This is a genomic window from Parabacteroides sp. KHUB-01, from assembly GCF_056640935.1.
In genome coordinates, this window is record NZ_CM153256.1 from 3,357,130 (window position 1) to 3,378,416 (window position 21,287).

General features: G+C 36.3%; 12 protein-coding genes and 3 tRNA genes. 12 read left to right on the plus strand and 3 right to left on the minus strand.

Annotation, left to right across the window (positions count from 1 at the left end; genetic code table 11):
- Positions 1–428 precede the first annotated feature (428 nt).
- From ACYIAR_RS14200 to ACYIAR_RS14250, 11 genes are all read left to right on the plus strand, one after another.
- On the plus strand, positions 429–4,775 hold the full coding sequence (locus tag ACYIAR_RS14200) for a hypothetical protein (RefSeq protein ID WP_480330463.1): 4,347 nt from the start codon (positions 429–431) through the stop codon (positions 4,773–4,775).
- Positions 4,776–5,074: 299 nt separating this feature from the next.
- Positions 5,075–5,377, plus strand: coding sequence for a DUF4491 family protein (locus tag ACYIAR_RS14205; protein WP_480330465.1), 303 nt, complete (start codon positions 5,075–5,077; stop codon positions 5,375–5,377).
- A 109-nt stretch (positions 5,378–5,486) separates the two neighbouring features.
- Positions 5,487–5,571: transfer RNA gene (locus ACYIAR_RS14210), tRNA-Ser, on the plus strand.
- Positions 5,572–5,611: 40 nt separating this feature from the next.
- A tRNA-Pro gene (locus ACYIAR_RS14215) sits at positions 5,612–5,686 on the plus strand.
- A 144-nt stretch (positions 5,687–5,830) separates the two neighbouring features.
- On the plus strand, positions 5,831–6,577 hold the full coding sequence (locus tag ACYIAR_RS14220; RefSeq protein ID WP_480330467.1) for an SDR family NAD(P)-dependent oxidoreductase: 747 nt from the start codon (positions 5,831–5,833) through the stop codon (positions 6,575–6,577).
- A 187-nt stretch (positions 6,578–6,764) separates the two neighbouring features.
- Positions 6,765–6,839, plus strand: a tRNA-Pro gene (locus tag ACYIAR_RS14225).
- 142 nt (positions 6,840–6,981) lie between these two features.
- Positions 6,982–9,363: a TonB-dependent receptor gene (locus ACYIAR_RS14230; protein WP_480330469.1), complete on the plus strand. Its 2,382-nt coding sequence runs from the start codon at positions 6,982–6,984 to the stop codon at positions 9,361–9,363.
- Between the two features lie 101 nt (positions 9,364–9,464).
- A complete protein-coding gene (locus ACYIAR_RS14235; protein WP_480330471.1) occupies positions 9,465–11,111 on the plus strand; it encodes a diphosphate--fructose-6-phosphate 1-phosphotransferase in 1,647 nt (548 codons plus the stop codon).
- A gap of 483 nt (positions 11,112–11,594) precedes the next feature.
- Positions 11,595–12,968, plus strand: coding sequence for a hypothetical protein (locus ACYIAR_RS14240; protein ID WP_480330473.1), 1,374 nt, complete (start codon positions 11,595–11,597; stop codon positions 12,966–12,968).
- Positions 12,969–13,349: 381 nt separating this feature from the next.
- Positions 13,350–13,793, plus strand: coding sequence for a hypothetical protein (locus ACYIAR_RS14245; RefSeq protein WP_480330475.1), 444 nt, complete (start codon positions 13,350–13,352; stop codon positions 13,791–13,793).
- 284 nt (positions 13,794–14,077) lie between these two features.
- Positions 14,078–14,797: a hypothetical protein gene (locus tag ACYIAR_RS14250; protein WP_480330477.1), complete on the plus strand. Its 720-nt coding sequence runs from the start codon at positions 14,078–14,080 to the stop codon at positions 14,795–14,797.
- Between the two features lie 413 nt (positions 14,798–15,210).
- Here ACYIAR_RS14250 and ACYIAR_RS14255 read toward each other — a convergent pair whose 3' ends face one another.
- The 3 genes from ACYIAR_RS14255 to ACYIAR_RS14265 form a co-directional block, all read right to left on the minus strand.
- Positions 15,211–17,361, minus strand: a complete 2,151-nt coding sequence (locus tag ACYIAR_RS14255; RefSeq protein WP_480330479.1) for an HRDC domain-containing protein — start codon at positions 17,359–17,361, stop codon at positions 15,211–15,213.
- A gap of 96 nt (positions 17,362–17,457) precedes the next feature.
- A complete protein-coding gene (locus ACYIAR_RS14260; protein WP_480330481.1) occupies positions 17,458–18,420 on the minus strand; it encodes a hypothetical protein in 963 nt (320 codons plus the stop codon).
- Positions 18,421–18,960, minus strand: a complete 540-nt coding sequence (locus tag ACYIAR_RS14265; RefSeq protein ID WP_480330483.1) for a ferredoxin domain-containing protein — start codon at positions 18,958–18,960, stop codon at positions 18,421–18,423.
- 134 nt (positions 18,961–19,094) lie between these two features.
- On the opposite strand from ACYIAR_RS14265, the gene ACYIAR_RS14270 reads away from it, so the two are divergent.
- The gene (locus ACYIAR_RS14270) at positions 19,095–21,032 is read left to right on the plus strand and encodes an NAD(+) synthase (RefSeq protein WP_480330485.1); all 1,938 of its coding nucleotides are present in this window, start codon (positions 19,095–19,097) and stop codon (positions 21,030–21,032) included.
- Positions 21,033–21,287 lie beyond the last annotated feature (255 nt).

Consider the following 21,287-nt stretch of genomic DNA (forward strand, 5'->3'; position numbering starts at 1 on the left):
TTCCTTCTTTAACTCTCTTAAAGTGGTAAAAAAAAACGTCCCTTTTTTCTTACCACCCTCATGATGAAACGAACTGATGAATAAACCTTCGCTTGATGTTTTGTATAGAAAAATGATACAAACAGAAGAATTGACAATAAAAAATCATAGTTAAGGATTTTATTTAATAGTCGGGGAAACAGGCAGTAGTGAATACTCCCTTTCTCCCAAGTTTAGTTCTCTTGAGATTTGAATGGTTTGAATTGAATCTCAAGATTTTAATTCAGAATTTTCGAATAGTAAAAGCCTAAGGCTTTTGAAAAAATTTATCCTAATAAAGAAATGACATTTTTTCATAGTTAAGGTTTTTATGGGAGCAGGCAGCCGGGAGGCACCCTGCTCTTGATTTTATAAAAAGGATGAACGTTTAATTATTAAATATATAGCTTATGAGACGAAAATTATTTACTTTTTTAGTCGCGTTTTTGGCGACGTTGAGTGGTGCCGTTTGGGGAGAGACTTATCAATTGGAAAGTATGTCAGGAAATACAAATATCTCTGGCGGAAATCATATAATTACAGGGACTGCAACACAGGATGTGCGATTTACTATAACGGGAGATGCTAATATCACGTTAGAAAATGCAAATTTTAAACATGATAGAACTGATGGTCTGGATCAGAATGTTTCTCCTTTCCACATTAACAATAATGTAACTGTTACGTTAATATTAAGAGGAAATAGTAGTATTGAGTCAACTCCTGCAAGTACTGCGGGGATTGCCTATGAAAGAGCCGCAGGTATTTATGTTCCAGAAGGTGCTAAATTGATTATTGCCCAAGAAAGTACCGGACAATTAACTGTAACAGGACGTGTTGCTATTGGAACAAATCTTTTCCAACTTTGGGGAGATGACGCTTGTGGCTCTATTGATATTCAAGGAGGAACTGTAGTCGCTATTGGTAATTCAGTAAGTGGTCGTTATGATGAACTTAGTGTAGGTGGAAGTAGTATCATTAATAATGATTGGGTTCCTCCCACGGGTTCTGTTACTGTAAGCAACGATGGCGTTATGATTGCTGCACAAATAGTTAATGTGCCTGATAAGCATTTTGATGGTGGTATCGTTTTTGATGCAAGTACTACAGGTACGGTAATTGGAGACCATGTTGAATTGAAATCTCCGTTGGATTTGGATAATTTGACATTAAATGTACCGAGTGGGAAAACATTGACATTAGGAAAGGGTATCAAGATAGACAATGCTGATAATTTACAAATTGAATCCGGAGGTACTGTCAATGGCTTCAAGTTTGTATATGATTCTTCTGTTAAAGGGTTTACAAACAATGAGTTGGTAGAATTGCCGGGAGTATTCTATTGTGGTCCGGAAACCCCTTATACTATATCTGAATGGATGCAAGGAGATGTTTACATAACTGATAAAGGTAATTATACACACTTCAAAGGCTATTGGGTAGATCAAAATAACGATTGGCAAATATGTGGCTCCAAAACAACCCCGACTATTTTGTCAGGAACTTTGGAGCAAAACACCACAACATTCAAGGCTGTTTGGGTAATCAAAGACAGGAACCTTTATTATGAAGCCGAAAATGGTTTGGACGGTCAAGTATATTTGTGGTATCCGATAGATGCTGAATTGTTTACAGCATCTACATCAGATACAGAGGCAATGACAAATGCCGGTTTGCGAATTGATCCAAGCAACAAGTACCAATTGGTAAAGGTTGATCCTTTCCAGATTTTAACTGAGGGGAAGTACGATATTAATTTCACAATAACTCCGCAGAATATATCTGCTCCAGCTTTGACACCAATAGTGCATGTAGATGTTAATCAAAAGCCTTTAGATTTAGATAATAAAGATCGTATTACAGTTGAAATACAACAAGGTGTAACTTATGATGGTTTGAATATTGGTAAACAAGAAACGGTTCGTATTTACATAGATAAGGATCTTTATCCTGATCATCAACCAGTTGAAGAAAATCAGTATGAAGTTTCTTATCAAAAAGAAGGAGAATCGGATTGGGTAACCTCCATTAAAGATGCCGGCACTTACAAGCTGAAAATAAAAGGAACGGGAGACGATAAAACAGGAGCCCTCACTTCTAAAGAAATAGAGCTTACAGATCAATCATTCACTGTCAGTCCCGCTGAGTTAACAGTTAAAGCCAAGGATAATGCTATTTCTTGGAATATATTGAACGAAGGGGCTAAGCCTACGTTGACTAATAATGTAGTAATTGATGAAAGTGGTATAAAGGGAAATGATGCAGTTACTGTTTCGGCTACTAACAGTAGCGTTGCCGGAGCAGAAGGTACAGAAGGTAACAACTGGGAAAATACTCCGGGTACTTATACTGTTACATTGACTGGATTTAACATCGATAATTCCAATTATACTATTTCTTCTTCTACGCAAAATGTAACATATACATTGAATGTATACAAATATTTTGATGGTGATAACTATGAACCAAAATATCCAACAGATTTGAAACCAGGTGATGGAAGCGGTTTGACTTGGAAAGAAGATGCTTTTGAAAAAGTATATGATGGCAATGCTATCGATATCCAAACATTGATACTTGATGGAGGAAAAGAAATTACAAAAGTGGACAATCTGGAAGATGGTACAGAAGGCTTTACGATTTCTTATGAACCATCCGATATTAAAAACAAAGGTAATTATAAGGCTGTTATCAATATTTCATGTAAAGGCTATTATGCTAAAAACGTTGAAATGCCATTAAGGATAACAAAAAGACCTTTGAAAGTTTCAGTAAAACCATTAAATGCTGATTTGTCAAAAACAGATATTACAGAGTCAGATGTTGAGTTTGAAAAAGCTGGGGAAAATAGAGGTTTAGTTGAAGGAGAAACTCTTGGTGTTTCAGGAAAGGTTGAAATAAAAGAAAAAGATAGTGAACCAGGAAAATATACGGCAACATTCTCTGAATTGAAGATTACCGATAATGAATCATATAAAGAAGATAACTATTTGGCTGAATTTTTGTATGGTGGGCAAACTATTTCTGGAGATCCAATCGATATAAATCCAGGTGATGTTGATGGTGATGTTACACTTCCTGAAGGTAGTGGTTGGGATTTTAAAGACAACACATATTATAGAACATATGATGGTGAAAAACATAATATTGAGAAAGTGTTAGTTAATGGTGATGAGAAAACACCTTCTTCAGTAAGTTATCAGTATACAAACGACCAGCAGTCTACTTCAATTGTAAATGAAGTTCGAAATGCAGGAAGTTATGAGGCTACAATAAATATTGAAGGTAAGATTGCTACATTGAATTTGCGTATTGACAAGAGGAAGTTGGAAGCTAAAATTTTGGATCAGGCAATAGAAAATGAAGAAAATTTTGATTCTGAAATAAATGAAAAGACAGTTAATTTTGAAGGAAATGTGAAAGGAGAGACTGTGTCTTTTGAAGGAAATTTGAAATTAGGAATCTCAGATTTGAAGTCGGGACATAAATATATTGATGCGATAGAATTTAGTGATAAATTTGGAATAGCTGATGATGACGATAATAATTTTAAAGCTTCAAATTATGAATGTGAACAATTCAAAGGTGATTTGATTGTAAAACAATCAATAAATCCTACTGATCCTGTAGATCCTACCGACCCTGAAGATCCAGATAATCCAATTATCATACCTGGAGGAGATAATAATGATGAATGGACTTGGGATGCTGATAAAAAAGCATTTGTCAGAACTTATGATGGAGAAGAACATCCTATTAAGAAATTGAAGGTTAAGATTACAGACAGTAACAATGAAGTAGATTATCAGAGTATTGATGTAAGTGCGACTTATACTCCAAATGTAACACCAAAGGATTATTTAGAGGGGGGCTATAAAGCAACTGTTACTATTCCTGAAAATAATTATATTAAAGGTGGTGATATTAAAATCGATTTGATGATTCTTAAAAAAGATTTATCTGTTGATTTCAATATTCCTAATTCATTAACAGAAGAAGAAGCTTCGGCTTGGAATTCTGATAGAATAGATTTAGACGGTTTGGTAGGAGATGAAAATCCATCAATCCCATCAGATTGTCATTTAGAAATAAATGGAGATAAAATTATTTTGAAAAACTTTGCATTGAACAATAACGTAGAAAATGGTTTCAAGAAAAGTAATTATGATGTAACTTATTATAATTGTGACAGTAAAATAGATATAACAGAAGGTGGAGAGATCGAAATACCTGGTATCGAAATTGATGACAATGACGGTGGTATCATTGTTGATTATAACGACCTCCACATTATCAAGAGCACCGGAGCAAAACTTACATCACGCTACAATAAGATGAGAGTTAAAGACGGTGGTTCATTCACATTGTCATTGGAAAAAGAAGAAGGTTATGAAGACTGCGAACCGACAGTATATATCAAACGCGGACGCTTCGATGAATGGAAGGTCTTGAAACTTGACGAAGTAAGTGGCTTCTATCAGATCCGCAACGTATATACAGACATCTACGTTAAGGTATCAGGTGACGGTATCTGGCCTGTAAGCAACGAGGAAGTTGAAGCTCAGGAAGTGAAGGTATATACTCAGAACGGAGCAATTGTGGTGGTAACTCCATCGGTAATGGACGTTCAGGTGGTATCAATGACCGGCTCAGTGGTAGCTGCTGACAAGGTTGCAGGACAGCGCGAGTTCCGCAACTTGGCTGAAGGCGTATATATCGTGAGAGTTGGTGATGAGATTGTCAAGATAAGATTGTAATACGTCAGTTGACGAGTTGAAACACGGAGACACGGAGGCACAGAGAAGGAAAAACTTTGTGGCTCTGTGTCTCTTTGTTTTTTTGAGGAGTCATGTAAATTTGCTATTATCAAAACTATTCCTTAAACTTGCAATAAATATATTTAAGTTTCGCAAGTTGCTCAACTTAAAAGTCAACAAGGCTTCAGAGACAAGTTGACAAGGTTAAAACACCTGTAACTTTACAAGTTATATCTAAAAGCCCTTGTAAACTTGTTATCTGAAAGTTAGGCTTGCGAAACTTGAGAAAACTTAATTATATGGAATTATTGAATTTTGATGGTTTGCTTATTGGCATAGTTACTTTTTTAATTATAGGATTCTTTCATCCTATTGTCGTAAAAGCTGAATATTATTGGGGAACTAAGTGTTGGTGGATATTCCTGATATTGGGCTTAGTTGGTACTTTCCTGTCTTTATTCATACAAAGTACGTTCTGGTCGGTGGTATGTGGAGTGTTTGCCTTTTCTTCATTCTGGACAATTAAGGAAGTTTTTGAGCAAGAAGAGAGAGTTTTAAAAGGCTGGTTTCCAAAGAATCCCAAAAGAACGTACAAAAAATGATAATTTTTTTTGAAAAAAAGTTTGCCTAAACTGTTGCAGATTCAAAAATAATATCTACCTTTGCACCGCAATCGAGAGAGAACGATTGGTTAACGAAATAAGAAATTTTGGAGAGATGGCAGAGTGGTCGATTGCGGCGGTCTTGAAAACCGTTGAACTGAGAGGTTCCGGGGGTTCGAATCCCTCTCTCTCCGCTGAAATCCAATCAAAGTTTGATTGAGTGTTTCTAGCAAACGGGGTGTAGCGCAGTCCGGTTAGCGCACCTGCTTTGGGAGCAGGGGGTCCCAGGTTCGAATCCTGGTACCCCGACAAATACTAGGAATACAAAGGTTTTAAATTTGTAGTCTGTAAAAGGAGATAAGCATCGTAAATCATTAGATTACGATGCTTTTTTTGTATACTTGCTTTGCTGATATTTTCAGCTTAGTTTCTCTTATTTTATGTTTTCATAGTATGGTAAAAACAAAAAGAGCAATAATTGTAGGAGCAACTTCAGGCATTGGTTATGAAGTTGCCAAGTTGTTACATTCAGAAGGCTGGGTGCTTGGAATAGCCGGGCGCCGGGAGGAAAATCTGAAGTCTATAAAAGAAGAGCTTGGTGGCACTGATATTTATATAAAGGCTATTGATATAAGAAAAGAAGAAGCTGTGACGGAGTTGTATTCTCTTATAGGTATGCTTGGTGGCATGGATTTGTATTTTCATAGTTCAGGTATAGGATTCCAGAATTATGATTTACGGGAGGATATTGAAATAAGCACACTTGAAACAAATGGTACCGGATTTGTCAGGATGGTTGGAGCTGCTTATCGTTATTTCAGGAATGAAAACAATGGTAAGGGACATATAGCGGTTATCAGTTCTATAGCCGGAACAAAAGGTCTTGGTGTTGCTCCATCGTATTCGGCAACAAAAAGAATGCAGAATACTTATATTGATGCTCTTGAACAGTTGGCTTATATCCATAACACTGAAATTGTTTTTACCGATATACGCCCGGGGTTTGTTGCTACAAGCTTGCTTAATGATGGTAAGAATTACCCAATGTTAATGAATGCAGGCAATGTGGCAAGAACTATTGTCGATTCTCTTAGAAAGAAGAAGAGAGTTGTTGTGATTGATTGGAAATATAGTATTCTGGTTTTCTTTTGGCGACTAATCCCAAGGTTCATATGGAAGAGGATGAAGATTAAAAATTGAGATTTTGATGTAAATCTAATAATTTTTTGTCTTTTGTAATATTTTGAATGTTAGATATTTGTTTGTTGTATTTAAGTCTGGTTGTATTTTTCTTGAAAGAAATTCTTATTAATAGTTTGGATTTTTATAAAAAATCACTACCTTTGCACCGCATTTGAGAAACAACGACACTCAATGATAATAAAAACGGGGTGTAGCGCAGTCCGGTTAGCGCACCTGCTTTGGGAGCAGGGGGTCCCAGGTTCGAATCCTGGTACCCCGACGTAAGGCGAGAAACGCAATAGTGTTTCTCGCTTTTTTTATTTATATGCTTATGAAATTTCAGTTGTATACTGCATAGGAGTTTCTTTGGAATATACCATGAAATAAAAAATATTTAACTTTGTGCCATTAAAACATTTTGTATGAAAAGATTTTTATCATTAGTCTGTTTACTTTTCTTATTTGTTGCTGCAGCTTATTCACAAGGATATACGATTAAAGGTCGAGTAATTGACCGTTTGAGCCGACAGCCGATAGAGTATGCTAACGTGTTGGTTGTTGGTGGTAATAATAATGGAGTGGGTGCTGCTACGGACACGGATGGAAACTTTGTGATTGAAAAAGTTAAGCCGGGAATTTGCCAGCTTTCTGTTTCTTATCTAGGGTATAAAAGTGTAGTTACACCAGATTATATTATTTCTGCGACTACTCCATTTATTGAAATTGAAATGGACGAAGACAGTAATACTCTTGAAGGTGTGGTTGTTCGTCCCAACAGATTCAATAAAACGATTGAGAGTCCTGTAAGTATGAAAGTGATTGGGTTGAGGGAGATAGAGAAGAGTCCAGGTTCTAACCGTGATATATCCAGAATAGTTCGTTCATATCCCGGTGTTTCATTCTCTCCAATAGGATATAGAAATGATTTGATTGTCCGTGGTGGTGGTCCGTCTGAAAATCGTTTCTATATGGACGGAATAGAAATACCTAATATAAATCACTTTGCAACGCAAGGTGCAACAGGTGGACCTGTAAGTATTGTTAATGCAGACCTTATTCGTGAGATAAAATTCTATACTGGAGCTTTTCCTGCAAACCGTTCAGGCGCATTAAGCTCGGTTTTAGACTTTTCACTTCAGGATGGCAATCCTGACAAGCAAACATTCAAGGCTACTGTCGGTGCTTCAGAATTATCACTTAGTGGTAGTGGACATTTGGGTAAGAAAACTACATATTTGTTTTCAGTACGTCAGTCTTATTTGCAATTCTTGTTTGATGTTCTTGGCCTTCCTTTTCTTCCTAATTATATAGATGCCCAGGTGAAAGTGAAAACTCGCTTCTCTGATACTGATGAATTGACATTCCTCGCGCTTACGGGTATTGATAAGATGAAACTTAATACTGACGAAGACAGTGAGAGTGCTCAATATATACTCAGCTATCTTCCAACTATAGAACAGGAAACTTTTACTGTTGGTGCCACTTACAGACATTATGCCGGAAAACATGTTCAGACATTTACTTTGAGTCATAATTATCTGAACAATAAAAATATCAAATACAGAAACAATGATGAATCTTCAGAGGATAATCTTACACTAAGACTTCGTTCTCTTGAACAAAAAACATCATTCCGGGCAGAGAACAGAAGTTATTTTGGTAACTGGACTATGCGTGAAGGTGTTGAACTGAATTATTCAAGTTATACAAATAACACTTGGCAGCGACTATTTACAGATGTTCCGGTTATTTCAGATTATAATACTGATTTGGGTCTGTTCTCATGGGGATTGTTTGCTCTTGCCGACTATACATCACAGGACAAGAAACTTACGGCTTCTGTTGGCTTGAGAGCCGATGCCGCCAATTATGCATCTCAGACAAAACGTGTGTGGGAGCAGCTTTCTCCTCGAGTTTCAATAAGCTATGCTTTGAATGAAATGTGGTCAATTAGCGGAGGAAGCGGAATTTACTATCAGCTGCCGCCATACACAGCTTTGGGATTCAAAAACAGTGAAGGTGTTTGGGTAAATAAAGGGTTGGACTATATGCGGGTTATCGGAGCCAATCTAGGATTCGACTGGCGCTGGCGTGACCGATGGATAGTTTCTGTGGAAGGTTTCTATAAAGGATATGGAGATGTTCCATTGTCAATCCGTGACCAAGTGCCTCTTACTTGTAAAGGCAATGATTATGGAACTTCAGGCGACGAAGCCTTGGTCTCTTCAGCAGAAGGACGCGCTTACGGTCTTGAAACAATGATTCAGTGGAATATCCCGGATAAACTGAACCTTACCGGTTCATTTACATTATTTAAAAGCGAGTACAGAAATAATTCTTCTTCTCCTTATATAGCTTCGGCATGGGACAACAGATTTGTGTTGAATTTAAGTGGAACTTATGATTTTCCTAAACACTGGAGTGTAGGATCAAAGCTTAGTTGTATTGGTGGTTCACCTTATACTCCGTATGATGTTGAGAAATCATCATTGGTGGAGGCTTGGGATGCGCAGGGACGACCATATTATGACTATGATGCTTATAATACTGGAAGACTTGATGCTTTTGCCCAGCTCGATTTGAGAGTAGATAAAGACTTTTATTTTAAGAAGTGGAGATTTGGTGTTTATCTGGATTTGCAGAATATAACAGGCAGCAAGTTGAAACAGCCGGATGCGCTTATGAGCACCGGGGTTATAGAGAATCCGGAAGCACCACATTCCGAACAGCGTTATGTGATGAAAACAGTCAAGCAGGAAAGTGGTACAATTCTGCCTACAATAGGACTTACAGTTGAGTTTTGATACAAATTCACAATTATGAATTTCTGTAATTGGAATAAAAAAACTATATTTGCATCGCTTTAATATTGATAATTTGTAACTTCTAAATAAAAATTGAGAAAATGACAAAAAGTGCATTACAAATTGCCAGAGCGGCTTATCAGCCAAAGCTTCCTAAAGCATTATTGGGTGCTGTAAAAGTAAAAGAAGGCGAACCTACTCAGTCGGTAGCCGATCAGGAAGCAATCAAACAGTTGTTCCCTAACACTTACGGTATGCCGTTGATTCAGTTCGAAGAAGGTGGCGAAGCTACTGAATTCCCTGCAATCAATGTTGGTGTAATCTTGTCTGGTGGTCAGGCTCCGGGCGGACACAACGTAATTTCTGGTTTGTTCGATGGTATCAAGAAATTGAACAAAGACAGCAAATTGTTCGGTTTCATTTTGGGTCCTGGCGGTTTGGTTGACCACAATTATATAGAATTGACTTCTGAAATCATTGATGAATATCGTAACACAGGTGGTTTCGATATCATTGGTTCTGGTCGTACTAAATTGGAAAAAGTTGAACAGTTCGAAAAAGGTTTGGAAATCATCCGCGAATTGGGTATCAAGGCATTGGTAATCATCGGTGGTGACGACTCTAACACTAACGCTTGTGTATTGGCTGAATACTATGCAGCTAAGAATTATGGTGTTCAGGTAATCGGTTGTCCTAAGACTATCGACGGTGACTTGAAGAACGAAATGATTGAAACATCTTTCGGTTTCGATACAGCTTGTAAGACTTATTCAGAAGTTATTGGTAACATCGAACGCGACTGTAACTCAGCTCGCAAATACTGGCACTTCATCAAATTGATGGGCCGTTCAGCTTCTCACATCGCTTTGGAATGTGCTTTGCAGACTCAGCCAAACGTATGTATCGTATCTGAAGAAGTTGAAGCTAAAGATATGTCTTTGGATGATGTAGTTACTTACATCGCTCAGGTTGTAGCTGACCGTGCTGCTGCTGGTAACAACTTCGGTACTGTTTTGATTCCAGAAGGTTTGATCGAATTCATCCCAGCTATGAAACGTTTGATCGCTGAATTGAACGACTTCTTGGCTCACAATGGTGAAGAATTCAACGCTATCGAACGTAACAAACAGCGTGAATATATCATCAACCACTTGTCTGCTGAAAACGCTGCTATCTATGCTTCTCTTCCAGAAGGCGTGGCTCGTCAGTTGTCTTTGGATCGCGACCCTCACGGAAACGTTCAGGTTTCTTTGATCGAAACTGAAAAACTGTTGTCTGAAATGGTTGCTACTAAGTTGGCTGCTTGGAAGAAAGAAGGTAAATATGTTGGTAAGTTTGCTCCACAGCACCACTTCTTCGGTTACGAAGGTCGTTGCGCTGCTCCTTCTAACTTCGATGCAGACTACTGCTATTCTTTGGGTTATACAGCATCTGTTTTGATTGCTAACGGTAAGACTGGTTATATGTCTTCTGTACGTAACACAACTGCTCCTGCTGCTGAATGGATTGCAGGTGGTGTGCCTATCACAATGATGATGAACATGGAACGTCGTCACGGTGAAATGAAACCAGTTATCCAGAAAGCTTTGGTTAAACTTGACGGTGCTCCTTTCAAGAAATTCGCTGCAAACCGCGATGCATGGGCTAAGGAAACTGCTTATGTTTATCCAGGTCCTATCCAGTACTTCGGTCCATCTGAAGTATGTGACGAACCAACTAAGACTTTGCAGTTGGAACAGGCTAAATAATAATCTGATTCAATAGTCAGAATACTTCTATAAAAGGAGATTTTCCGGTGTATTGGCATCGGGAAAATCTCCTTTCTTTTTTGATAGAGAAAGAAAAGTTTTTATCTTTGTTGTGTTCCTCTCCATACTGACTAAAAGGAAGGCGGAAAGGATACAGACATATTTATTGAAAGGCGTTTACTTGACGCTTTGGTTTTGAACGTATCAGAATCTCGCAAATTCAAACTACCTGTCAAAAACAAAGCAGCGGTGGATGCCCTCGGGTGTATATATGTATAGCCCTTTTTATACCCTCTTGGCTACTACCTTTATGCCAAGAGGGAAAGGGTGGATTATATACTATCGGCGTGGGGCTTTCGGCGTTGCTCGTTTCGACAGGTTGGGCAATGCGAGAGCCTTGATGCGTGGAACGAGCGACAGGATTGCTTCCACGCTTTTTTTGTTAATCTTTTCCGGAGGGAGCAGGAAAATAAATATATAATTATGAAAAAAAATTTCTTTCATACTATTTTTAATATACCAGTTGTAATATTCCTTTTTTTTCTTATTGTATGTACCTCATGTGACGAAAATATAATTCCTTTTAAAAATCCTCCTCATTTGGAGTATTTTGATTTAAATGGTAATGTTGCTGAAGTACAAACAGAATCTTATATATATTACGTTCAAGAAGAAGGATATAGCAAAATGAATTTACTTGATTTTGTAACATTTCCTCCTTTTAATAATATTTTTTTACATAAAGATGTCTTGACTAAAGACCAACTCGATGTTTTTTATCGCCCAATAGAAGAATTAAGTGAAATAAGAAAAGGACCATTCCCATTTTTAGCAAAAGTTACAGCAATATCCAAAACATTTACAAGAGAAGGGTATTTATCTTCTGCATCCTATAATTTTAAAGATACTTTATTATATTTGGCAAAGTATGAATATGATGATGAAAACAGAATTAAAATTATTAATAAGAAGTTTAAGACGCCAATATACAGCCTTTCCTTATATGAGAATTCTGTAAAGTATAATGATTATTATCATTATAGTAAAACAACATTTAGTTACGATGGAAATAATATATTAGAGAATCAGTGTAGTAAATTTACTTCTAAAAAAGATACAATTAAAATAATCTCAAATTATAGTTTCAGACAAGAAGATGATTATATATTAGAAATTAAGACTTCTCAGATGAAAGATTCTTCTAATGTTTTTTTCAAAGATTCTTCGTTTATATATTTAGATGATAAGGAAGATATATATAAAATAACTTCTTATAAAAATTATTTAAATAAAGAAAATAGTAATTCTGAAGCTAATTTATATTTAGATGATAATATAGTTTATAAAAAAATGCCTGGTCGACATTCATTAATTTATAACAAACGAGGAAAGATTGTTGAAGACAATACATATAAATACGAGTATTACGATCTTTCATCTAAAGATGATAATCAAGATTATCACGATGGTTTGTTGAAGCGTATTTATATTAAAGATATAGGTATATACGCTTTTTTTCACTACAAAAAAGATAGTAGAGGAAATTGGATAGAGCTAGAGATAATTCCAAATAGAACTATTTTTGATAAAAAAATAAATAGATTCTATGAGTTATTGGAAGAAAATAAAGAATTAGATCATTCGTTTGACGAACTAAATAATTATTACGAAAGTAATAAAAGCATGTATTATTTTACTAATAAAGAAAGGGAAAAGATTATATCAGAAATGTTAAAAATTACAGATTCAAAGAAGGCTAATGTTGAAGAACTAAACGAGTTAGAAACATATATAAAGAAGAATAGCGGAAAGTTCGCAAAAATCATAGTTAAGCGGAATATAATCTATTATAATTGAGAAATAATATTGCTTATTGTTTTAATAATTAGTTTTATTTGTGATGAATATTATAAAGATTTTAGTTGGAGCGTATATAAAAGCATGCGAGGATTTTATAGATACTTCTATGAATAAGACAGGGAGTTTTATTATAGCTGCAATTATTGGACTATTAATTAATATACTAGTATCTTATAAATTATTAGGAGAAATAGATTGGTTTAGTGTAATTGTTGCTGATATTATTATGATTCCTATCATATTGATATTTTTGTCTAATTTTATTAGTAAGTAATTATATTTATTTTATATTTAACGAGCAAGAAATATTTAAAGGCTTGCTTGTGTTTTTATGTAAGTAAAATAGTTGTTTTAGTATTAATACATATAAAAAAAATTATGGGGACATTTATTTTAATAGTTATCATTGCGTTTGTTGTTTTTATAATTGTACAATTAACAGATACATCTACTCCAGAAGTGTTTAATTTTAAATATAGAGGAAAATCTTTTTTGGGAAGTAGTGATATTGGCTTGATTTTTAATCAAAGTGAAATTTCTATTAAAGAGAAATTTATAACTATAAAAAGAGAAAATGCTCCCTATGTAAAAATGCGTATATTGGATCGTCTAATTAATCCTTATTGTATAAAATATATTTGTATGGATGGATATCGTAATAAAAGAATTGTAATAAGATATAAATATAATAGAATATCTGACTCTAAATTTTTAGATGAAATATGTGTTCAAGATGATTATACAATTGAAATATATACAAACAATCCAAATTTAGAAAATGATATAAAGAACGCAGAAACAATTATGGATTTTCTCGGATAAGAAAAATATGTTTTCTTAATATGTATAATTAAAGAAAATATGATACCATAATTTAAACTGTGTCATTTCCTGATAAGTCAGATTATCTATAATTCTGTTTTGGGTAAATGCTTGTTATTCAAGTGTTGCAAAATGATATTGTGTTAAAGAAAGAACAAATTAAAGATTTGACACAGTCTTATTTGCATTCCTGATAATTTATTTATTTGCATTATAAATATTTTCTTTAAAATCTTTTTTACATAACTTCAAAATGATTATATCAGATAATAAAATTAATACCCATGTTTAAAGATTTTTTCAACAAACTATTATCAGCTCGCACTGTTAACATTATAGTTGGTACTTGCCTTTGCATCTTATTAATACTTGTTACACTGGCTTTCATAGAAACAGGATTCTTTCCTGATGAAAGACCTTTTGCTAAAGGAAGTCGGTTAGATAAATTTGTACCGGAGAATAATGAGGAGGAATATAAGGAACTGTCAATAGATACTTTACAAGGTGATATGTTCTCATTCAAGAATTATCGTGTTCTGCCTTTTTTAGAAGTAAAGAAGACAACTATGGGAGATAAAAAGACAATTCTGAATTTCAAACTTTTCGATGTTAATTCGAAAACAGAGCAAACATTGTTTCCTTCAAATCAAAAAATTCATGTTTCCAAATTGGTAAAAACAGAGAGATGTTTGCTTTGGATGATTGAGACTTGGGATAAATATTTTTATTTATATGATGAAAGGACTGACCAATTGCTGTCTGTTGAAATTCCTAAAGGTTTTTATTTGATATATCCGGAACAGATGGATGATTCTCTTGAAAATAGTGAGGAGAGAGATTCTGAATTTTCTGGAACAACAAGTCATGTTGTAGAGCTTAACTGTCAACCATTCTCGATTCAAGAAAACCAGTTATTGATTTGCGCTGAATCGTATAAAAATAAAGACAAATGCTATTGGCTCTATAATTTGGATACTTATGAAATAAAATCTATTGGCTTTTGATATTTGGGGTAAATCTGAATTGCTGTTTTTATTTATAGTAGTCTTTCTTCTGAAACATCCAATGTTTCTCCGCAAATGTCAAATGTTTTCTGAAAAACAACAGGTATTTTCCAAAGCTATGTTTCACCATTTTTGTAAACAGATATGTATCAGAAAAATGATGTGATTTTATCATCAGAATATAATCATTCGGATAAATTGTATGAATAGTGTTAAAATATATTTATAAGTCACATTTTCTTCTTGAAAATCAGTGGTGTATGCGAGTTGTGAAACTTGCTTTCAGAAACTCCTTGTATATTATAGGAACAAAGTAAGGAATTTATGTAAAAATACTTCCGTATATAATTCAGAATATATACGGAAGTAAATTGATTTAGGTACGGAAGTAAATCAATTTACATCCGAACCCACTAAGAATTATGTCCGGATGTATTTTCTCTCATATCTTTAAACTCTTTTACCAGCGAAAGAAGCTCTTCTCCATACGTGTCCAATACCTTTTTCCCAATTCCTGGAATTGACAAAAGTTCTTTTTCCGTTGATGGAAGGAAATTCGTTATGCCGATAAGAGCTTTCTGCTGCAGTATGACATATACAGGCACTTTTTTCTCCTCGGCAAGTTTTGCTCTCCAGCTTCTTAATTTCTCGAATAATTGTGGATTGAGGATATCAGCTGTCACCATCAGCTTTTCGACGGATTCTTTTTTGTTGCGTGAATTATTTTTTACTTTTTCTGATTCATTATTGTCGTTTATTGAAACCCTAGCTTTTGCCGACAAATATTCAAGAATACTGAATCCGCTTTCCGAAGCTTTCAGAACAAGCTTTTTTATATTCAGTTCTTCATAAAGAGATTTATATGCATTATGCAATTTCTTTTTCTCTTCTTTGTTGTCGATTTCATATTCAGTCATCTTCAGCAATGGAAGGCAATAATCTGCCAGTCGTGGAAGGAAATATGCACAACCTTTGTTTATTCTTTCCTGAAGGAGAGTGTCTTCTTTATATGAAGCAGACTCGTTTACCATTTGCGTCAGTTGTCGCTGGAATTTATTGCCGACTTCCAGAATATGTGTCCGGAATTCGTCCCTTAAATTACTGCAATGCGTGCTGAAATCTGGATATAATTTCCCGAGGCTTGAATAAATCTGATATGCAGATGTCTGCATTTGTCTGTTCAGAGTCTCGAAATTGAATAATTCTAAAAGAAGATACAGATAATATCTCTTTTGCTCTTCTTCCAATTGCTCTTTTCTGGGAGTTTTGGATTCTATATCAGATGTAAAACGGTTTATTCTGTTGTCTGTTATCAGAGCTTTGCTTGTCAGATGTGAACTCAGAACCAGACCTTCCAGTGTCTTACAACGGCTAAGAGCAACGTAAACCTGTCCGTGCGAAAATGCCAAAGCAGCATCAATAATAGCACGTTCAAAAGTCAATCCCTGACTTTTGTGTATTGTGATTGCCCAGGCAAGTTTAAGAGGAAACTGACTGAATGTTCCAACTGTTTTTTCTTCTATTTCCTTGGTTTCGGGGTTTAAAGTATATTTAATGTTAGTCCATGTTTCCTGTTGAACTTTTATCTCATTGCCATCGTTGTCAACAACAGTAATCATTTTGGGATTTACAAAAACAACTTTCCCGATTTTCCCGTTATAATAAAGTTTATCTCCGGATGAATCATTCTTGATAAACATAACTTGCGCGCCTTGCTTCAGTTCAAGAACTTCTTCAGTTGGATAATTATAAGAAGGGAAATCATCTTTTATTTCCGCCTTGAATTCGTATAGTTTGCCGGGAAGCTGTTCCAATTTTCCGGAATTAATCTGCTGCGCCATATAATTATGCGTAGTAAGAGTTATATATCCGTCTTTTTCATCGGGTTTGAAATCCGGAATGAATCTGGAGTTAAGCTTTGCCAGGCTTGCATCATCCAGTCTGTTTTCTCTGACTTTATTCAGAATGTTAACAAATTCAGAATCAGATTGACGGAAAACTTTTTTCAGCTCGATTTGCCAATAATAAGTTTGCGACAATTCATGGCTGTCAAAGAAAAACGGAGAAGCATAGTGTTCCTGCAGCAACTCCAGCTCTTCGTCTTTTACCACCGGAGCAAGCTGCTGAAGGTCGCCGATAAGCAAAAGCTGAACTCCTCCGAAAGGCTGGCTGTTGCCACGGAATCGTTTCAGAACATCACTTACGGCATCAAGTAAATCAGCTCTTACCATACTCACTTCGTCAATAACCAAAAGGTCAAGACTGCGGATAATCTGTATTTTCTCCTGGCTGAATCTGAAATGCTTCTTTGTGTCATCACCTTGAGTTGTTCCCGGGATATATGGACCGAGTGGAAGTTGGAAAAATGAATGAATAGTAACACCTCCAGCATTCATAGCCGCAACGCCGGTTGGTGCAACAACAATCATACGTTTTTTGCAAATTTCTTTCAATTGTTTAAGGAATGTGGTCTTTCCGGTTCCTGCTTTTCCAGTCAGAAAAAGATTTGTTCCTGTGTTTTGGATAATCTGAAAAGCAATCCGGATTTGTTCGTTGGTTTCCATATTATATAATGTAGTTTAATTATGATAGGCTGGTTGGTAAGCAAGGGAATATGGTTGTCTGTTTTCTCAAATCCATGTTCCCTTGCTGCTGATAAATTATCCGAATAAATCCAGTGTGAGCTGTCTTTTTTCTGCTTCAAGTTTTTTGAGATGGCGTTTTCCCTGAGGCGTAAGAATTTCCATTTTGTCGAATCTGGTGCGGATAACAGTTGTCACCACATAGCTTACGTTTATTATTTCGCCAAGTTCGGAAAGCTTACGTGAAATTTCCAGAACACAGTCGATGCACATGCCGCTTGAAAAAGCCATCTTGTTGTCAATCATCTGTTTCTTGAAATCCTCGTCTTGCATATAGAAGTCGATTGTTACTCCTCCTTTATTGTATATTCCTTTCCATCTATAACGTGCATCCTTAAGCACAGGAGAGATGATTTCGATTGTAGCTCTTTGGTCTTTTACAGGAGGAAGGTCATCGCTTCTGAGGATATAATAGTCGAAATTCTCACGTTTCACTTCCAGCAATCCTGAGCGGCTGCGATTACTTTCGTTCAATTCTCGCAAAGTTATTTTTGTCACTTTCGGATAGCCTTTTATTGCTTCATAGAAGTTTGATTTGATTTTGCAGAATCTCGGCGAATTACTCAGCAAATCCATAAGATGTGAAGGTACACCTTTTGCCTCAAGCTTAAGGCTTCTCTTGAACAGAGAAACTTCCTTTTGCATCTTTTCATCATCGTCACTGTGGCGTTCCATCAAAAGCTGACCGCCAACAGAAAGAATAGGTCTTACCAGAATTTGCATTGCCATATTCAATACAACGGAAATGCAACGTGGATTTTCTCCGGCAACACTCCATATATCCTTATATCCTTCCTGGAAACTGTATGGCTCGTTATACACCATAAGCTTCACATCAAGCATATCAGACAATGAACGGATAAGATTCAGTATTTCCTTTTCACATCTGTGACGGATAGACGAATCAATATAAGTGGACTTGTCGTTGAAGAAATATCTTAGCTCCAGCTTGTTCGCAAATTTTATTATACTGCTTTTCATTTATTTTTTGTCTTTAGGTTTGCGGTCGAAGAATGGATTTTTAGATGAAGCGCTGATAGGAATTGCCATAACGCATTTACATTCGTCACCCAAAAGCTGCAATCTTTGAGCGGCAAGACCGGCGCTGAACATTACTCTTGTGTCAACTCTCAAATCGGCAGCAGTTGCACAAGCAGAACCTATGGCTATTCCCAAATCAACAGAGTTGATAGCACATGGAACATATTCCGGCTTTTCCGCACAAGTTTTGAAACCGCAGTGAGCACAATTCAAACCTTGATTGAATTGTCTTGTTCCCATAATTACAACAGCATCTGCGCTGTCAATATTGTCAGCGTCGCGGATGAGGAATTTCATTCCTGTTTCCTCAGCCAGTTCTCTCATCTTGTTTGCTAATGTCTTTATATCTTCGTCTGTAATCAATGCAATTTCAATTATATCCACACCTTTTCCCTTAGGTGCAGTGCGGGCTGCTGTCATAATCCGGTGTGCAGCTTCAATCACCAGCTCTTTTCTTATTGTGCGTTCGTTCGTAACCATAGTGTTTATGAATAAGTTGTTATATGAAATTTTCCGGACTTTTTGTCGGTATATAAAACTTCAATAGTACAAATTTACATAAAAATCGGAGAGTTTTATGTAAATTTGTTCCTAATTTAAACACTCATAATAAAATGGATAAAAATTTCGGATTTGTAAAGGTTGCAGCCGGTGTTCCTTCCGTTCAGGTTGCCGACTGTTTTTATAATATCTCACAGATAGAAAAGCTGATGCGCGAGGCTTCGGCAAAAGGCGTTCAGCTGATTTCTTTTCCAGAACTTTCCATCACAGCCTACACTTGTATGGATTTGTTCGCTCAGCAAACATTGCTTAGAAATGCAGAGAAAGCATTGCTTCAGCTTGTAGATTCAACAAAGGATTTGGATATATTTACATTGGTTGGTCTTCCTCTAGTTACGGAAAACAGACTTATCAATGCTGCAGTTGCTTTCCAGAAAGGAAAAATATTGGGCGTTGTCCCGAAAACATATCTTTCAAGTTATAAGGAATTTCAGGAAGAACGCTGGTTTACTTCTTCTCTGGAACTTTCGAAGAACGAAATCAGAATAGGGGAACATTATTATCCGATGAGCAGCATGATGCTTTTCGAAGCAGGTGAGGTGTGCGTTGGTGCAGAAATATGTGAAGATGTGTGGGTTCCGGTTCCAACCAGTTCGTGGTTGGCAATGCACGGTGCAAACATTTTGTTTAATCTGTCGGCAAGCAATGAACTGATTGGCAAGATGCAATATCGCCGTCAGCTTGTTCAGCAGCAATCAGCACGCTGTTATGCCGGATATATATATTCTTCATGCGGATTTGGCGAATCTACTACAGATTTGGTTTTCTCCGGAAATTCAATGATTGCCGAAAATGGAATTATTCTTGCCGAATCACAGCGTTTCTCTTTGGAAAGTCAACTTGTAGTTTCTGAAATAGACATCAACAATCTTCAGCACGACCGCCTTGTAACCACAAGCTTCATGCGAGGAACTCAGGCTGCAAATGTCAAAGGCGAGATTATCAGAATACCATTTACTTTGCCGGAATACGACTTGCAGGAGAATCCTCTTCTTCGCAGTATAGATCCGCATCCGTTTACTCCTTCGGGAAATGCCTTGAAGGAAAGATGTGAGGAAATATTCCAGATTCAGATTTCCGGTTTGGCAAAACGTATCCGTCATGCTCATGCACAGACTGCAGTTGTAGGTATTTCCGGAGGTCTTGATTCAACTCTTGCTCTTCTGGTAACTGTGATGGCTTTTGATTATTTGGGAATACCTCGTGATAAAGTGATAGGTATAACAATGCCTGGATTCGGAACAACCGGACGTACATATAATAATGCTGTGAGCCTTATCCGTTCATTGGGCGTGACTTTACGTGAGATTTCAATTAAAGATGCCTGTATCCAGCATTTCCACGATATTGAGCACGACAGCAACATCCACGACGTAACTTACGAAAACAGCCAGGCTCGTGAGCGTACGCAAATACTGATGGATGTTGCAAACAAGACAAACGGACTTGTCATCGGAACCGGCGACCTTTCGGAATTGGCTCTTGGCTGGGCAACATATAATGGCGACCACATGTCAATGTATGGAGTCAACGGAAGCATACCGAAAACTCTGGTTAAATATCTTGTTGAATGGGTTGCAGAGAATAAAGTAGATGCTGAATCAAGATTGACATTGCTTGATATCGTTGACACTCCTATTAGTCCAGAGCTTATTCCGGCAGATGAGAATGGAAATATCAAGCAGAAAACTGAGGATTTGGTCGGTTCTTATGAATTGCACGACTTTTTCATCTATCATATGCTGCGTTTTGGTTCATCGCCAAAGAAAATATTCTATCTTGCCCAGCAGGCATTTGCCGGAGTTTATGATGATGACACAATCAGAAAATGGCTCAACACATTTGTTCGCCGTTTCTTCCAGCAACAATTTAAGCGTAGTTGTTTGCCGGACGGTCCAAAGGTCGGAAGCATCAGTCTTTCACCTCGTGGCGACTGGCGTATGCCTAGCGATGCTGTTTCTTCTTTATGGATGGACGAGCTAAAGGCTTGATTTAATGATATTGACGGTTTTTATGGAATGCAAAGTAACAATGGAAAAACATGTTTTTTATAAGTGTTAAAAAAAATCACAGGAAAAGTTCAATCTTAGATTATTTTAAAAAATATGTTGTAGAATATCTTTTTTTATTTGTTTAGTAAATTTAAAAGTTCCATCTTTGCGTCCAGATAACCTAAACAATCTTTTTGCCTTAAAGACTAATACCTATTAAAAACCTGTAGAGGGGTCTTTGAGATAAAGACCCCT

Bases quoted from the DNA above. Each gene is read 5' to 3' on its own strand.
- ACYIAR_RS14200 (WP_480330463.1), top strand. From the start codon at position 429: ATGAGACGAAAATTATTTACTTTTTTAGTCGCGTTTTTGGCGACGTTG.
- ACYIAR_RS14205 (WP_480330465.1), top strand. From the start codon at position 5,075: ATGGAATTATTGAATTTTGATGGTTTGCTTATTGGCATAGTTACTTTT.
- ACYIAR_RS14220 (WP_480330467.1), top strand. From the start codon at position 5,831: ATGGTAAAAACAAAAAGAGCAATAATTGTAGGAGCAACTTCAGGCATT.
- ACYIAR_RS14230 (WP_480330469.1), top strand. From the start codon at position 6,982: ATGAAAAGATTTTTATCATTAGTCTGTTTACTTTTCTTATTTGTTGCT.
- ACYIAR_RS14235 (WP_480330471.1), top strand. From the start codon at position 9,465: ATGACAAAAAGTGCATTACAAATTGCCAGAGCGGCTTATCAGCCAAAG.
- ACYIAR_RS14240 (WP_480330473.1), top strand. From the start codon at position 11,595: ATGAAAAAAAATTTCTTTCATACTATTTTTAATATACCAGTTGTAATA.
- ACYIAR_RS14245 (WP_480330475.1), top strand. From the start codon at position 13,350: ATGGGGACATTTATTTTAATAGTTATCATTGCGTTTGTTGTTTTTATA.
- ACYIAR_RS14250 (WP_480330477.1), top strand. From the start codon at position 14,078: ATGTTTAAAGATTTTTTCAACAAACTATTATCAGCTCGCACTGTTAAC.
- ACYIAR_RS14255 (WP_480330479.1), bottom strand. From the start codon at position 17,361: ATGGAAACCAACGAACAAATCCGGATTGCTTTTCAGATTATCCAAAAC.
- ACYIAR_RS14260 (WP_480330481.1), bottom strand. From the start codon at position 18,420: ATGAAAAGCAGTATAATAAAATTTGCGAACAAGCTGGAGCTAAGATAT.
- ACYIAR_RS14265 (WP_480330483.1), bottom strand. From the start codon at position 18,960: ATGGTTACGAACGAACGCACAATAAGAAAAGAGCTGGTGATTGAAGCT.
- ACYIAR_RS14270 (WP_480330485.1), top strand. From the start codon at position 19,095: ATGGATAAAAATTTCGGATTTGTAAAGGTTGCAGCCGGTGTTCCTTCC.